Source organism: Blastococcus litoris (genome assembly GCF_003075095.1).
GTDB lineage: Bacteria > Actinomycetota > Actinomycetes > Mycobacteriales > Geodermatophilaceae > Blastococcus_B > Blastococcus_B litoris.
On the sequence record NZ_QCZF01000007.1, the window covers coordinates 112,452 to 126,800 of the forward strand.

Here is a 14,349-nt window from a genome sequence, read left to right on the forward strand (position 1 = left end):
CACCGGCCGAAGGTCTCCCGTTCCTGCTGACCAGGCCGGATCTTGGGGGAGCCGCGACCCCGGTCACCACGGCCCGATCAGTCGACGGCGGACCTCCTAGGAGATCACCGTGCTCAACCTGTTCACCGCTCTGCAGATCCTGGCCTTCGACGTCACCGACCGCCTCAAGCGCGAGGAGAAGGGCGCCAGCGCGGTCGAGTACGCGCTGCTGGTCGGCCTGATCGCCGCTGCCGTCGTCGCGGCCGTCGCGCTCTTCGGTCCGAAGCTGAACACCCTGTTCACGAACATCAACGTCAACGGCAAGTGACCCACTCCGTCCTCTGACGGACGCGGGTCGTGGTCGGGCGGCACGGCTCCCCTGAGCCGTGCCGCCGGGCCCGTCCCATCCCGGAACCCAGCCTTGGAAGGAGGATCGTCATGACGTCACGCTCGAACCGCCCCGGCCGTCGGCCGGCCGGCGAGCGCGGGGCGGTCGCGGTCGAGTTCGCACTCGTCGTGCCGCTGGTGCTGCTCATGCTGTTCAGCATCATCTCGGTCAGCCGCGCCTTCCAGGTGCAGGCCACCCTCTCCGGCGCCGCCCGGGAGGCGGCCCGTGCCATGGCGATCCAGAACGACGTCGGCGCGGCGCGCTCCGCCGCCGTCTTCGCCGCCTCGACCTCGGACATCCCGCTGACCGCCGGGCAGGTGGCCGTCTCGCCGTCGACGTGCACGAACGCGGCGCCGACGACGAACATCACCGTCACCATCACCTACCAGTTCCAGCCCGCCGGCAACTTCGCCGGAGGGGTGGCCTTCCCGATCACCAGCAAGGCGGTGCTCCGGTGCGGCGGCTGAACGGCCGCCCCCTGCGCCGGCTGCGGGAGGAGCGGGGCGGGGTCGCGGTCATGCTCGCCCTGCTGATGCCGCTGTTGTTCGGCGCGGCCGCCATCGGGGTCGACATCGCCGCCATCTGGTCGGCCCGCCAGCAGGTGCAGACCGGGGCCGACGCGGCCGTCATCGCGGTGGCCATGGACTGCGCGCGCAACGACTGCGGCAACATCAAGAAGACCGCCGAGGACGCCTTCTGGGCCAACGACGAGGCGGCCAAGCTCGCCAACCTCGGCCCGGGCGAGGGCTGGATCCGCGTCGACGGCCGCAAGATCAGCGCGACCCAGAAGAAGGACTGGCTGGTCAACCACTTCTTCGCGGCCGCCGTCGGCTACGACACCGGCTCGCTGGCGGTCCAGTCCTACGCGGAGTGGGCGCCGATGGTGGATGCCCGCTCGGAGTTCCCGGTCGCCATCTCCTACTGCACCTACAAGGACCTGGCGCTGCCGCTCGCGGCGCAGAAGAGCGTGACGCTGGGCGTGGGCGAGACGTCGGGCGGCAGCTGCAGCACGCCGTCGGGCACCTCGGTCAACGCCGGCATCGCCTGGATGCAGACCGACGGCGACTGCACCGCCTCCACGGTCTGGAAGGGGAGCTACGAGCGGGAGAGCCCGGTGCTCCAGGGCCCCCTCCCCGCCGGCTGCACCGACGCCTACCTCTCCTCGATGGTGGGTCGCGACGTGGTCGTCCCGATCTGGGACGACCTGCACGCCCAGACCTACCGCGTGTACGGCTACGCCGCCTTCCACATCACCGGCTGGGACGGCTCCGGCGCCCGCAAGCTCACCGGCTACTTCACGTACTCGGCCCGCCAGGTCGACGACACCACCCCGCCCCCCAGAAACGCACCCGACCTGGGTGCCCGAGCCGTGTTCCTCACCGAGAGCTAAGGACAAAGAGATGCCTCGCCGAATCATCGCCGCGGTCGCGGCCCTCGTGCTCGCCGTCGTCGGCGCCGTCGTCCTCATCGGCTACGTGCGCGGCGCGGACGACCGTGCCCAGGCCGGGGAGCAGCTGGTCGACGTCCTGGTCGTCGACAGCGAGGTCGCCGCGGGGACCTCCGCCGGCGACCTGGGCAGCAGCGTCTCGGTCGAGCGGGTGCCCACGCGCCTGGTCGCGGAGGACGCCGTCTCGGACCTGTCGGAGCTCGGGGACCAGGTGGCCACGGCAGCGCTGCTGCCCGGCGACCAGGTCCTGGCCGGCCGCTTCGCCGACCGCACCTCGCTCGCCCCCGCGGGCACGGTCCTGGCTCCCGAAGGGCTGGTCGAGATCAGCGTGACGCTGGACGCGCAGCGTGCCGTGGGCGGAGCGGTGAAGCCCGGGGACAAGGTCGGGATCCAGCTCACGAACCAGGAGTCGGCCGAGGGTGGTGTCACCGCCTACAGCGTCTTCCAGGTCTTCCGTGACGTCCTGGTGACCCGCGTCGTCCGGCCGGAGGGCAGCGCTGACCCCGCCGCCCCCTACGTGGTCACCGTCGCGCTCTCGCCGCAGGACGCCTCCGTCGTGGTCCTGGGCACCGAGTCCGAGTCCGTCTGGCTCTCCCTCGAGAAGGCGTCGCCGGGCGATGCCGGCCAGAGCCCCGTCACCACCACCACCGTCACCCTGGGAGACGACCAGTGAGCACCGTCCTGACCGTCGGCGTCGGCGCCGACCTCCTGCAGCAGCTCCGCGAGCAGCACGACGGGGACGTCGTGACGCTCGCCGTGGACGCGCCCACGAGCGGCGGGCTGATGAGCCTGCTCGGCGGCGGCAGCGAGCCCCTGGCCGTCGTCCTCGGTCCCGACGTCCCGCTCGACCGTGCCTTCAACCTGGCCGGACGGGTCGACGTCGCCACCACGACCAGCGTGATCATCGTCGTGGCGGACGCCGATCCCGAGCTCTGGATGGCAGCCATGCGGGCGGGCGTCCGCGACGTCCTCAGCCCCGACGCCTCCGCGGCGGACGTGTCCGCGGTCCTCGAGCGCGCCGCCGGCCTGGCCCGCGCCCGGCAGGAAGCGGCCGCCGCCGGTCAGGCCGAGGAGCGCCCCGACCACCGGGTGATCGTCGTGGCCTCGCCCAAGGGCGGGGTCGGCAAGACCACCGTGTCGACCAACCTGGCTGTCGGCCTCGCGCGGTCCGGCGAGGGCTCGACGGTGATCGTGGATCTCGACGTGCAGTTCGGGGACGTCGCCAGCGCCCTCGCGATGGCCCCCGAGTACACCCTGCCCGACACCGTGCACGGCGCGGCCAGCAACGACCCGCTGGTGCTCAAGACGTTCCTCGGCCGGCACCCCAGCGGCCTGTACGTCGTCGCCGGCAGCGACTCGCCGGCGGCGGGGGACGCCGTCACCGCCGAGCAGGTCGCGCGGCTGATCGACACCCTGTCGCGGGAGTTCCGGTACGTCGTCATCGACACCGCTCCGGGCCTGGCCGACCACACGCTCGTCGCGCTGGAGCGTGCGACGGACCTGGTCCTCGTCAGCAGCATGGACGTCCCGGGCGTGCGCGGGATGCGCAAGGAGCTCAACGTCCTCGAGGAGCTGTCCCTGGTCCCGGCCGGCCGGCACCTCGTGCTCAACATGGCCGACCCGGCGGGTGCGCTGTCCATGGACGACGTCACCACCACGATCGGTTCGCCGCTCGACGTGGTCCTGCCGCGCAGCACCGCCGTGCCGCTCTCGACCAACACGGGCATCCCGCTGCTCGAGAGCGAGGCGCGGGACGTCGTGACCCGTGGCCTGCAGACCCTCCTGGGCCGCCTCCTCCCGGAGCAGGCGGGCGCGGCGCAGCCGAGCGGGTCCGGGCTCTCCGGTCTGCTCGGCCGGCTCAAGGCCGGTGGCCGGTGAACCTCAGCGAGCGCCTGTCCCAGGCGCGCGGTGAGGAAGCCCTGAGCACCGACCCGATCCGTCCGGCCGCGGCCGACGCCGGTCGCCTGGCGACGCGTGTCGCCACGGTGGCGGTGACCGAGGAGGCGGCGCCGGGTCGTGCGTCCGCTGCGGACCCGGCCACGGCACCTGTCGACGGGCTGGCCCGGCTCAAGGCCAAGGCGAGCCAGGCGCTGTTCGACCGGCTCGGGACCAAGCTGTCCGACCCCGACCTGCCCGAGGAGCAGCTGCACGGCCTGGTGCGCACGGAGCTGCAGCGGGTGCTGGCGAACGAGCAGGACAGCGCCCTTTCCACCGAGGACCGCCGGCGCCTCATGGCCGAGATCACCGACGAGGTGCTCGGGCACGGCCCGCTGCAGCCGTTCCTCGACGACCCGACGGTCACCGAGATCATGGTGAACGGGCCCGACCTCGTGTACGTGGAGCGGAACGGGCGCCTGGTGCGCACGGAGGCCGCCTTCACGTCGGAGGCGCACCTGCGCCGGGTGATCGAGCGGATCGTCTCCCGCGTGGGCCGGCGCATCGACGAGAGCTCGCCGCTGGTCGACGCACGGCTCGCCGACGGGTCGCGCGTGAACGCGATCATCCCGCCACTCGCCTTCGGCGGGTCGTCCCTGACCATCCGCAAGTTCAGCAGCACGCCGTTCGAGGTCGGTGACCTCATCGCCTTCGGGACGATGTCCCCGGAGATGGCCGAGCTGCTCCGGGCCTGCGTCGAGGCGCGGCTGAACATCATCGTCTCCGGCGGTACCGGCACCGGCAAGACGACGCTGCTCAACGTGCTCTCGTCGTTCATCCCGGACTACGAGCGGATCATCACCATCGAGGACGCCGTCGAGCTGCAGCTGCAGCAGGAGCACGTCGTCCGTCTCGAGTCCCGGCCCGCCAACATCGAGGGCAAGGGCGCGGTCAGCATCCGCGACCTGGTGCGCAACTCGCTGCGCATGCGGCCGGACCGCATCGTGGTCGGCGAGGTCCGCGGTGGCGAGAGCCTCGACATGCTCCAGGCGATGAACACCGGTCACGACGGCTCGCTGTCGACGGTGCACGCCAACAACCCCCGCGACGCCATCGCGCGCCTGGAGACGCTGGTCCTCATGGCCGGCATGGACCTCCCGCTGCGGGCGGTCCGGGAGCAGGTCGCCTCGGCCGTCGACGTCATCGTGCAGATCAGCCGACTGCGTGACGGCACCCGGCGGATCACCCACGTGACCGAGGTCCAGGGCGTCGAGGGCGAGACGGTGACGATGCAGGACGCCTTCACCTTCGACTACTCGGCGGGGACCGACCTCAACGGCCGGCTCCTGGGCAAGGCCGTGCCGACCGGCGTGCGGCCCCGCTTCACCGAACGCTTCGCCGAGCTGGGCATCGCTCTTTCCCCGCGTGTCTTCGGGCACTCGGCGGAGCGGGTTCCGTCCGGGAAGCGGCCGTGATGTCCGCCGCGGCGTGGGTCGCCGTCCTCGCGGTGGCCGCCTCGCTCGCCCTGGCGGTCGTGGCCTTCGCCTCGCCGGGGCGGACCACGGTCCCGCTGACCCGGCTGAAGCCCGACGCGGAGCCCACCCGCGGGCGCATGGCCGGGGCCGCGGAGGACGCCACCGCCTTCGCCGACCGACTGCTCCGCAGGACCGGTCGCACGGGTCAGCTCCAGACCTTCCTCGAGGAGGCCGGTGTCCGGTCCCGACCGGCGGAGGTGCTGGTCATCGCGGGCGGCGCCACGCTCGGCGCAGGCGCGCTGGGCCTGGTGCTCGGCAACGTGGCGACCGGGGTGGTCTTCGCGCTGGTCGCCCCGCTGGCCGTCGCCGGCGTGATCAGCGTGCGCCGCACCCGCCGCCGCGCGGCGTTCATGGCGCAGCTCGACGAGTCGCTGCAGCTCATGGCGAGCAGCCTGCGAGCCGGGCACAGCGTGCTGCGGGCGCTCGACGCGGTCTCGCGCGACTCGGAGTCGCCGACCTCGGAGGAGTTCTCCCGGGTGGTCAACGAGGCGCGGGTCGGCCGCGACCTCAACGAGGCGCTGGAGGAGGTCGCCCGCCGCACCAGCAGCGAGGACTTCAGCTGGGTCGTGCAGGCCATCGCCATCCACCGAGAGGTGGGGGGCAACCTGGCCGAGGTGCTCGACAGCGTGGGCGTCACCATCCGCGAGCGGAACAAGCTGCGGCGCCAGGCCCGGGTCCTCTCCGCCGAGGGGCGGACCTCCGGCGTCGTCCTGTTCCTGCTGCCGCCGATCGTCACCGGCCTGCTCGTCATCGTGGCGCCCGACTACGTCGGCAGGCTCGTCGAGTCCTCGGCCGGGATCGTCATGCTCACGGTGTCCGCCACGCTCATGGCCGTCGGCGCGCTGTGGCTGCGCACGATCGTGAAGGTGAGGTTCTGATGACCCCCGTCGTCATGCTCGGCGTGTTCTCCGTCGCCGCCGCCATCGGGTGCCTCACCTACACCCTCGTCGGCCACTCGGGGCGCGCGCTGGCCATCGCCCGGCGCAACCTCACCCGCGGCCTGGCCACGACCACCGTGGAGGTCGGCTCCCTCGAGTCCCGCGGGTCCGGGTCCAGCGCGCTCCTGCGGGTCATCACGCCGGACGCCGAGGCTCGGCGTGCCCGACGCCTGCTGCAGGTCGCGGGCTATCCGCACGGCCTCACGCTCACCCGCGTCCTCTGGGCCAAGCTCGTCCTCGCCGGTGTCGTCGCCCTTGTCGGCCTGGCCCTCCTCGCGAGCGGCGGCGGGCTGCTCACGTGGGTCCTCGTGCCCCTCGCCGTCGTCGGGGCCTACCGCCTCCCCGAGGCGATCCTCTGGGGTCGCGGGCAGGAGCGGCGGAAGACCATCACCCACGAGCTGCCCGATCTCCTCGACCAGATGACCATCGCGGTCGCTGCCGGGCTCGGCTTCGAGGCGGCGCTGGCACGTGCGGCGGCGAACGGCAGGGGACCGCTGGCCGACGAGCTGTCGCGGACGCTGCACGACGTCGCGGTCGGCCGGTCGCGACGCGAGGCGTACAACGCGCTGGTCGCGCGGACCGACGTCCCGGACCTCAAGCGCTTCGTGGCCGCGGTCAACCAGGCCGACGCCTACGGCATCGCCATCGCCGACGTGCTGAAGGTGCAGGCCGCCGAGATGCGCGTGAAGCGCCGGCAGCGGGCCGAGGAGCAGGCGATGAAGGTGCCGGTCAAGGTCACCTTCCCGCTGATGCTCTGCTTCCTCCCGGCGCTGCTGATCACCGTGGTGGGGCCCGCGGTCATGGGGCTGGTCGACAGCCTCGGCTGAGCACGCACGGACGACGGACCCGTGGCCACCGCACGAGCGGTGACCTCGGGTCCGTCGCGTCCGTGCCGGGACTCAGCGCGGCTGCGCCGGGTTGGTCGGGTCGCCGTGCGACGGCGGGTTGACCGGCGGGCCAGACGTCGCCTCCGTCACCTGCGAGCCACCCGTGGCGGCCGGCGGGGCGTCGGCGCCCACCGCGGCCGGGTCGCCGCCCGAGGGCTGGGCGCCGTCGGCCAGCCCGGACAGCCGGTGCTGCATGGCGCTGACCACCTGGATGCGGTTGGCGTGCGAACGCTCGTACTGCAGCAGGGTCTCCAGGTCGTCGGAGCCCAGCGTCCGGATCCGGGAGGTCAGCGAACCCACGGGCAGGTGGTCGTAGTCGGGCAGCGGCAGGTCGTCGCGCTCGGTCATCGCTCGTCCTCTCGTGAACTTCTCGGGTCGGGGTCGGCCTACCCGCTCCGGCCGATGCGACACCGGGTGTGAGGACGGGGTCGGTGGGTAGGCGGCGACGGCGAGGGTGTCCGGCCGAGGGCACCGCCCGAGCGACCGAGGAGTTGGCCCACCGACATGGACGTGTCCTTCCTGGAGCCCGTCTTCGCTGCGACAGGGCCGTTCGCGACCGTGTGCGCGGACGTCACCCACACCACCGAGAACGCCGACACCGAGCTGGAGCTCAAGGTGCGCGCGGTGACCGAGCGGCTCGCCGGGCAGGGGGCGCCGGAGGCGGTGGTGGAGGCGGTCCGCGGCCGCTTGCTCGAGGGCAACGACGGTGGCCGGGCGGGCACGCTGAGAGGCCGCGCCGTCGTCGTCGCCGCCGACGGCTCCGTCGTCCTGGACGAGGCGCTGGCCGACGTGCCGCGCGAGGCGACCTGCGAGTGGTCGCCCCAGCCGGCGCTGCTGCCCGTGGTGCGCCAGATGGCGGCCCGGGTCCCGCACGCGGTCGTGATCACCGACCGCCTCGGCGCCGACATCTCCGTGGTCGGCCCCGGCGGCCGGGCGGAGGAGGAGCAGCAGGTGGAAGGCGACAGCTTCCACATGCGCAAGGTCAAGGTCGGTGGGTGGGCCCACAACACCTACATGCACACAGCCGAGAACCAGTGGATCGACAACGCCGACCAGGTGGCCGAGGAGATCGCCTCGCTGGCCCGCCGGCTCCGCCTCCGCTTCGTCCTCGTGGCGGGCGACGTGCGGGCCCGGCAGATCCTCACCGACCGGGCGAGCGACGCCTGGTCGGACCTGGTCGTGAGCATGGAGGAGGGCGGCCGGGCCGCCGGGGCCGATCGCGAGCCGGTGGCCCGCAGGGAGGCCGAGCTCGTGGGCGAGCACGAGGCGCGCGAGGTCGCCGGGGTGCTCGAGCAGCTCGACGGCGCGGCCGCGCACGGGCTGGCGGTGACCGGCACGGCGGCGGTCGTCGAGGCGCTGCGCAAGGGTCAGGTCGAGACGCTCGTGCTCGCCGACGACCCTGGCGAGGCCACCCTGCTCGTCGGCGACACCCCGGCCGAGCTCGGCGTCGACCAGCACGACATGGACGCCCTCGGCATCCACGGCGAGGCGGTGCCCGCCGACCGCGCCCTGCTCGCCGCCGCCGTCGCGAGCGCCGCCGGCGTCGTCGTCGTGCCCCGCAGCGCGATGCCGGGTGAGGCCCCCGTCGCCGCCGTCCTCCGCTACGCCGACGCCTCGACGGCGTCCTGAGCCCCTCCGGATCGAAGGAGACCCCGTGACCGACCCCCACCGGGCCGCCACCCCCGCCGGCACCGACCAGGGCGACATCGAGCGCCGCGCGGCGCTCGCCGAGGCGCTGGGCAAGGAAGTGTGGCCCGCCGACCGCGACACCCTCGTGGCCAGGGCGCAGGAGGGGCCGGCACCCGACGCCGTCCTCGCCCAGCTGCGCCGCCTGCCCGAGGGCCGGCAGTTCGAGAACCTGCAGGACGTCGCCGAGGCGCTGGGCCTGGGCACCGAGCAGGAGCGGTTCTGACATGCCCTCGATGAAGGACCCGAGCCCGGAGGCGTGGGAGAACGTCACCGACGGCAACGTGGAGACGCGCGCCCAGCTGCTCCCGGAGGAGCAGTCGGTGGAGGGGCACCCAGACCCGGAACAGGGCGACCTCGACCCGAAGGTCCAGGCCGCGGTGATCCTCGCCGAGTCCGAGGAGCGCACCATCCACGCCGACCCCGATGACGCGCAGGGCGGCCACCGGCAGTCCTCGGACACCGCCGACCTACCCTGACGTGCGGCACGAGCACCCGGTCCAGCTGCGCTGGTCAGACCCCGACTCGCTCGGGCACGTCAACCACGCGCGGGCGCTGAGCCTCATCGAGGACGCGCGCCTGGCGATGGTGGACGGCCCGGGCGGGTCGATGATCCTGGCCCGGCTCGAGGTGGACTACCTCCGGCAGCTGTACTACCGGGTCGGCGAGCGCCCGTGCGTCAGCAGCTGGGTGACCCGCATCGGCACGAGGTCGCTCACCGTCCGGCAGGAACTGGTCCAGGACGGCGAGGTCGCGATCCGCGCCGACGTCGTCCTGGTCGCGTTCGACTTCGCCACCGACACCAGCCGCCCGCTCACCGACGACGAGCGGGAACACTGGGCGCGGTACCTGGAGGAGTAGGTCAGGCGCGGATCTCCAGCGTGCAGCACTTGACGCTGCCGCCCGCCTTGAGCAGCTCCGAGAGGTCGACGCCGACCGGCTCGTAGCCGCGCTCGGCCAGCTGCGCGGCCAGCCCGGTGGCCGCCGACGGCAGGACGACGTGCCGGCCGTCGGACACTGCGTTCAGGCCCAGCACGACGGCGTCGGCCTCCGAGGCCAGCACCGCTTCGGGGAACAGCCGCTGGAGGACCCCCCGGCTGCCCGCGCTGAACGCCTCCGGGAAGTAGGCGACGGTGTGGTCGTCGAGCACCGCCAGCGCGGTGTCGAGGTGGTAGAAGCGCGGGTCGACCAGCTGCAACGAGACCACCAGGACGCCGAGCAGCTCCTGCACCTCGGTGTGGGCGCCCGGGTCGGTGCGGAAGCCCGTGCCGGCGAGGACCAGCTCGCCGACGACGAGGAAGTCGCCCTCGCCTTCGTTGACGTGCACCGGCTCGGTGACGCTCTTGAGGCCCAGGCTCTCCAGCCGCCGGAGGTAGGCCGGCCCCTCGGGACGCCGCTCTGCATGGGTGAACCGGGCGCCCAGGGCGTGGCCCTCGAACACCAGACCGCCGTTGGCCGCGAACACCATGTCGGGCAGCCCCGGCTGCGGCTCGATCAGCTCGACCTCGTGGCCGAGGCGCAGGTAGGTCCGGCGCAGCGTCTCCCACTGCCGCACGGCGAGGTCGGGGTCGGCACCGCGGGTGACGTCCATCCAGGGGTTGATGGCGTAGCTGACGTCGAAGTGCGTGGGGGCGCACATGAGGTAGCGCCGCGGCGTCGCGACCCGCTCGGCGTGCTCGGCGGCACGAGGAAGGGGAAGGGCAACGGTCACGGACGGCTCCTCGCAGCAGCGGCGCCGGCACTCCCGGCGGACCCCGCGAACGCTAGGGACCAACCTCGTTGCAACACAACGTTGCTTCGTTGCGCGTCCAGAGGCGATACGTTGTCTCTGTTCAGCAGGAACGGCGAGTTGTTGCACGGAGGCGGCATGGACACCATCGACGAGCAGGTGATCGGCTGCCTGCTGCACAACGCCCGGGCCACCTTCGCCGAGATCGGGTCGCAGGTCGGGCTGTCGGCGCCGGCGGTGAAGCGGCGCGTCGACCGCCTGGTCGCCTCGGGCGCGATCCGCGGATTCACCGCGCTCATCGACCCCGACGTGCTCGGCTGGCAGACCGAGGCCTACGTGGAGATCTACTGCAAGGGCACAGTGGCCCCGGAGGAGCTGCGGCTCAACCTCGAGCGGGTCCCCGAGGTGGTCGGCGCGGCCACCGTCTCCGGGAACGCCGACGCGCTGGTCCACATGCTCGCCTCGGACGTCAAGCAGCTGGAGCGGGCGCTGGAGCGCATCCGCGACGAACCGAACGTCGACCACACCCGCAGCGTGATCGTGCTGTCCCGGCTGATCGACCGGCCCCGCACCTGAGGAGCGGCCAGGATCTGCTCCCGTGACCTTCTTCGCCGGCTGCGAGGGGCCCGCGTGGACCTCGAGGACGACGTGGAGCTGAGGGTGCGGACCGCCGGTCGTCCAGCTGCACGGCGGACCGGTCGACAGCGGGTGACCACGTGGCCGAGGAGTCACCCGAGGAGCTCGTCGCCGCGCTGCTCCCGTCCTGAACGGGTGACCCGATGTGATCGTGGCGCACCTCCCGGGTAGGGCCGGGGCCGGACCCGAGAAGGAGAGGTCATGCCGAAGACGACGAAGACCGGCAGCGCCAAGCAGTCGGAGCTCCCCAGCACGCTGAAGCGCTCCCCGAAGAAGGCCCAGCGCACCTTCGCCAAGGCTCACGACTCGGCGGCCGACGAGTACGGCGACGAGCGCCGCGCCAACCAGGTCGCGTGGGCCGCCGTCAAGCACAGCTTCGAGAAGGTGGGCGACCACTGGGAGAAGAAGGCCGGCGGCAAGAAGGGCCCTTCCGACGCGCAGGCGGCCGGCGGCCGGAACACGAACAAGAAGACGGCGGGCGGCGTCGACGCCAACGCCACCAAGGACCACCTGCTCAAGCTGGCGAAGAAGCTCGACATCTCCGGCCGCTCGACGATGAAGAAGAAGCAGCTGGTCGAGGCCATCGAGAAGGCCAACACCAAGAAGACGGCCGACGCCCGCAAGAAGAAGAAGTAGCCCGCCGGGCGCTCCCCGCGGAGGCTGCGGGGAGCGCTCAGGCCGGGATGAGGATGAGCTCGGTCTGCCGGCCGTCGAGGTACTCGACGCCGTCGTCGGTCAGCGCGATGCCCTGCTCGAGCGCCATCCGGACGCACTGACCGCCCCACTCGGGGACGGACCGGCGCACTGCCAGCTCGAGCGCGTAGACGGTGTCGGCGTGCACCGGGTAGTCGCCGGCGCCGGGTACCCCGCCCTGCTCGTCCCACAGGCCGATCGCCGGACCGGCGCCGTGGCCGTGGAAACCGACGGGGTGGGAGTAGACGTCCGCGTCGATGCCGTCGGCGGCGGCGGCCGCCCGGGCGGTCGCGAGCACCTCGTTGCCCGTGCGGCCGACGGCGAGCGCGGCGGTCGTCAGGTCCTGCATCCGGTTGCCGGTGCGCAGCGCCGCACGGAGCCCCTCCGGGGCGTCGGTCTCCCCGGGCCGCAGCACGTAGCCGTTGCGCTGGGTGTCGGTGCGCAGGCCGAGGCTGGACAGCCCGACGTCGCAGTGGACGAGGTCGCCGGGTTCGATCACCGTCCCGTACGGCACGGCAGGCAACAGGGCGCCGCGCTCCTCGACCAGGGGAACGCCGTGCCGCTGGAGCGTGACGCTGGGCTGGAACCACGGCTCGACACCGAGGTCGTGGAAGCGCTGGCGGATCCACCAGGCCAGGTCCTGCGCCGTCGTCGTCCCCGGCACCAGGACGGCGGGGGAGTAGGCCTCGGCGATGACGTCGTGGACCAGGCGGTTGAGGGCGTGCAGCGCCCGGATCTCCTCGGGCAGCCGGGTCTCCAGCCATCCGACGACGAGGCCCTCCGCCGGCACCAGGCGGTCGGCGTAGGGCCCGAGAGCCTCCACCAGCAGCCGGTGGTCGGTGTGGCTGAGCCCGTCGGCGAGCGCGAAGGTCTCGGAGACGTCGATGCCGATCCGCGGTGGGTCGGCCTGCTCGACGATCCGGCGCACCGCCGCCCACTGCGACTGCTCGAACGACAGGCCCGGGGCGTCGTCGGGGGACCAGGCGGCCAGGAACTGGCCCACCGGGTAGGGGGAGACGGCCGCGGCGGTGACGCCGTCGTCGCTGCGGTGCAGGACCAGGATCGTGCGGCGGCGGGCCGAGAGCCACGTGGCCGGCAGCAGGGTGGGCAGCACCGGGTCCTCGTTGTACTCGCGGCCGACGACGAGCCACAGGTCGATCCCGGCCCGGTCCATCAGGCCGGGCAGGAGGTCGAGCAGGCGCTGGGTGAGCCAGCGGTCGCGGACGTCCGCCTGCTCGCGCAGCGGCAGCGGCACCGTGCGGGTGGGGTCGGGCGCCACCAGCGTCATGCCCGAAGCGTTGCAAAGAACCGGCGGCTTCGCCGGTCGAGCGGGGCGTCAGGCGTCGAGGGCGGCCGGGAGGGGGACCCCATCGGTCAAGGGTGAGCGGGCGCGGGGGACCCACAGGGCGACGATGCGGTCGCGGCCCTGCTGCTTGGCCTCGTACATCGCGGCGTCGGCCCGGTCGACCAGCCGCCACAGCTCGTCGGTGGGGCTCTCGGCGTCGGAGGGGCGGGTGAGCGCGACCCCGATCGAGGCCGTCACCGCGTGCCCGTCGTCCGTCCGGCTGCCCGAGACCGCAGTCCGGAGGCGCTCGGCCAGGTGCGCCGCCTCGTCGGGGTCGCTGACGAGACCCAGGACCACCAGCTCCTCGCCGCCGGTGCGGGCCAGGATGTCGCTGGGGCGGACGGCGGCGGACAGCGCGCCGGCGACCTGCTGCAGGACGGCGTCCCCCGCCGCGTGACCGTGCGCGTCGTTGAGCCGCTTGAAGTGGTCCAGGTCGAGCACCAGGGCGGCGACCCGGCTGCCGTCGCGGCGGGCCTGCCGCCACACCCGCGGGGCCTGCTCGACCAGGAACCGGCGGTTGAACAGGCCGGTGAGCGGGTCGAGCCGGGTCAGGTTCTCGGTGGCGACCAGCAGGCGCTGCACGCGGCGGCGCAGGACGAACACCGCCAGCGACATGAAGTTCAGCATCCCGGCGCTGACACCGACCTGGACGACCAGCCCGACGGGGTCGCTGTGGCTGGGCCACAGCCCGACCAGGCAGGCGGCCGCCGTGGCCACGAAGTTGATGCCGAGCTCCCAGGGTCCGAGGAACCAGGCGGCGACCAGGGAGGGGAAAAGCAGCATGAGCGGCGTGGCGTACAGCTGCGGGTCGTCGATGCACAGCACGACGACGACGTAGATGAGATCGCCCAGCAGGACCAGCCCGAACATGTGCCACCGGCCGGCCCGCTGCCGGACGACCAGCGGCGCCGCCATCACCACGAGCAGGCCCATGGTGGCGGCGTACACCCACCGCCAGGCGCCGTCGCGCAGCACGCCGTCGACGAACAGGTTGACGCCACCCATCAGGGCGCCGAGCACGAGCATGGTCGCGAGCGTCAGGGCGGCCACCCGGTGCTCGGGGCCGCGGCCGACGGCGACCAGGCCGGAAGAGGGGAGACCGCGATCGAGGTCGCGCTGCCACCGGCCGGTCATGACCGAAGGATGCCTCACGGAGAGCGTTCTGTAACCGGTTGTGCGCTTCTCATCTGCGGAAAATCGCAGGCTGGGGA

Annotated in this window: 18 protein-coding genes; 14 read left to right on the top strand and 4 right to left on the bottom strand. The window is 73.0% G+C overall.

Features of this window, described 5'->3' with window-relative positions:
• The first annotated feature begins 109 nt into the window (after positions 1-109).
• The 8 genes from DCS98_RS16015 (at position 110) to DCS98_RS16050 (ending at position 6,989) form a co-directional block, all read left to right on the top strand.
• Positions 110-307 carry a Flp family type IVb pilin gene (locus DCS98_RS16015; RefSeq protein ID WP_116452382.1) on the top strand — a complete coding sequence of 66 codons (198 nt, stop codon included), beginning with the start codon at positions 110-112 and terminating at the stop codon, positions 305-307.
• A gap of 110 nt (positions 308-417) precedes the next feature.
• Positions 418-834 carry a TadE/TadG family type IV pilus assembly protein gene (locus DCS98_RS16020; protein ID WP_116452383.1) on the top strand — a complete coding sequence of 139 codons (417 nt, stop codon included), beginning with the start codon at positions 418-420 and terminating at the stop codon, positions 832-834.
• Positions 822-1,757, top strand: a complete 936-nt coding sequence (locus DCS98_RS16025) for a pilus assembly protein TadG-related protein (RefSeq protein WP_116452384.1) — start codon at positions 822-824, stop codon at positions 1,755-1,757. Before DCS98_RS16020 ends, DCS98_RS16025 begins: the two co-directional genes overlap by 13 nt.
• Before the next feature lie 10 nt (positions 1,758-1,767).
• Positions 1,768-2,487 carry a Flp pilus assembly protein CpaB gene (cpaB, locus tag DCS98_RS16030; RefSeq protein ID WP_116452385.1) on the top strand — a complete coding sequence of 240 codons (720 nt, stop codon included), beginning with the start codon at positions 1,768-1,770 and terminating at the stop codon, positions 2,485-2,487.
• Entirely contained in the window at positions 2,484-3,692 is a 1,209-nt protein-coding gene (locus tag DCS98_RS16035) for a CpaE/TadZ family protein (RefSeq protein WP_116452386.1), read from the top strand. The genes cpaB and DCS98_RS16035 overlap by 4 nt, the downstream gene beginning before the upstream one ends.
• On the top strand, positions 3,689-5,164 hold the full coding sequence (locus tag DCS98_RS16040) for a TadA family conjugal transfer-associated ATPase (protein ID WP_116452387.1): 1,476 nt from the start codon (positions 3,689-3,691) through the stop codon (positions 5,162-5,164). The genes DCS98_RS16035 and DCS98_RS16040 overlap by 4 nt, the downstream gene beginning before the upstream one ends.
• On the top strand, positions 5,164-6,102 hold the full coding sequence (locus tag DCS98_RS16045) for a type II secretion system F family protein (protein WP_116452388.1): 939 nt from the start codon (positions 5,164-5,166) through the stop codon (positions 6,100-6,102). The genes DCS98_RS16040 and DCS98_RS16045 overlap by 1 nt, the downstream gene beginning before the upstream one ends.
• Positions 6,102-6,989: a type II secretion system F family protein gene (locus DCS98_RS16050; RefSeq protein WP_116452389.1), complete on the top strand. Its 888-nt coding sequence runs from the start codon at positions 6,102-6,104 to the stop codon at positions 6,987-6,989. The genes DCS98_RS16045 and DCS98_RS16050 overlap by 1 nt, the downstream gene beginning before the upstream one ends.
• Before the next feature lie 72 nt (positions 6,990-7,061).
• Here the strand turns inward: DCS98_RS16050 and DCS98_RS16055 are convergent, their stop codons facing one another.
• Entirely contained in the window at positions 7,062-7,397 is a 336-nt protein-coding gene (locus tag DCS98_RS16055) for a DUF8129 domain-containing protein (RefSeq protein ID WP_116452390.1), read from the bottom strand.
• 156 nt (positions 7,398-7,553) lie between these two features.
• On the opposite strand from DCS98_RS16055, the gene DCS98_RS16060 reads away from it, so the two are divergent.
• The 4 genes from DCS98_RS16060 to DCS98_RS16075 are packed head-to-tail and all read left to right on the top strand — an operon-like array spanning position 7,554 to position 9,596.
• On the top strand, positions 7,554-8,678 hold the full coding sequence (locus DCS98_RS16060) for a baeRF2 domain-containing protein (RefSeq protein ID WP_116452391.1): 1,125 nt from the start codon (positions 7,554-7,556) through the stop codon (positions 8,676-8,678).
• A 25-nt stretch (positions 8,679-8,703) separates the two neighbouring features.
• Positions 8,704-8,961, top strand: coding sequence for a DUF2795 domain-containing protein (locus DCS98_RS16065; protein WP_116452392.1), 258 nt, complete (start codon positions 8,704-8,706; stop codon positions 8,959-8,961).
• A gap of 1 nt (position 8,962) precedes the next feature.
• Positions 8,963-9,214 (top strand): hypothetical protein, encoded by a 252-nt coding sequence (locus DCS98_RS16070; RefSeq protein ID WP_116452393.1) that lies wholly within the window; start codon positions 8,963-8,965, stop codon positions 9,212-9,214.
• Position 9,215: 1 nt separating this feature from the next.
• Positions 9,216-9,596, top strand: a complete 381-nt coding sequence (locus DCS98_RS16075) for an acyl-CoA thioesterase (RefSeq protein ID WP_241038131.1) — start codon at positions 9,216-9,218, stop codon at positions 9,594-9,596.
• Between the two features lies 1 nt (position 9,597).
• Here DCS98_RS16075 and ddaH read toward each other — a convergent pair whose 3' ends face one another.
• Positions 9,598-10,446, bottom strand: a complete 849-nt coding sequence (gene ddaH, locus DCS98_RS16080; protein WP_241038133.1) for a dimethylargininase — start codon at positions 10,444-10,446, stop codon at positions 9,598-9,600.
• A 156-nt stretch (positions 10,447-10,602) separates the two neighbouring features.
• Between ddaH and DCS98_RS16085 the strand changes: the two genes are divergently transcribed.
• Both DCS98_RS16085 and DCS98_RS16090 read left to right on the top strand, forming a co-directional pair.
• Positions 10,603-11,040, top strand: coding sequence for an Lrp/AsnC family transcriptional regulator (locus DCS98_RS16085; protein ID WP_116452395.1), 438 nt, complete (start codon positions 10,603-10,605; stop codon positions 11,038-11,040).
• A gap of 261 nt (positions 11,041-11,301) precedes the next feature.
• A complete protein-coding gene (locus tag DCS98_RS16090; RefSeq protein ID WP_116452396.1) occupies positions 11,302-11,736 on the top strand; it encodes a ChaB family protein in 435 nt (144 codons plus the stop codon).
• A gap of 37 nt (positions 11,737-11,773) precedes the next feature.
• On the opposite strand, the gene DCS98_RS16095 is transcribed toward DCS98_RS16090, so the two are convergent.
• Both DCS98_RS16095 and DCS98_RS16100 read right to left on the bottom strand, forming a co-directional pair.
• Positions 11,774-13,081 (bottom strand): M24 family metallopeptidase, encoded by a 1,308-nt coding sequence (locus tag DCS98_RS16095; protein ID WP_116452397.1) that lies wholly within the window; start codon positions 13,079-13,081, stop codon positions 11,774-11,776.
• A 48-nt stretch (positions 13,082-13,129) separates the two neighbouring features.
• Positions 13,130-14,272 carry a GGDEF domain-containing protein gene (locus DCS98_RS16100; protein ID WP_116452398.1) on the bottom strand — a complete coding sequence of 381 codons (1,143 nt, stop codon included), beginning with the start codon at positions 14,270-14,272 and terminating at the stop codon, positions 13,130-13,132.
• Positions 14,273-14,349 lie beyond the last annotated feature (77 nt).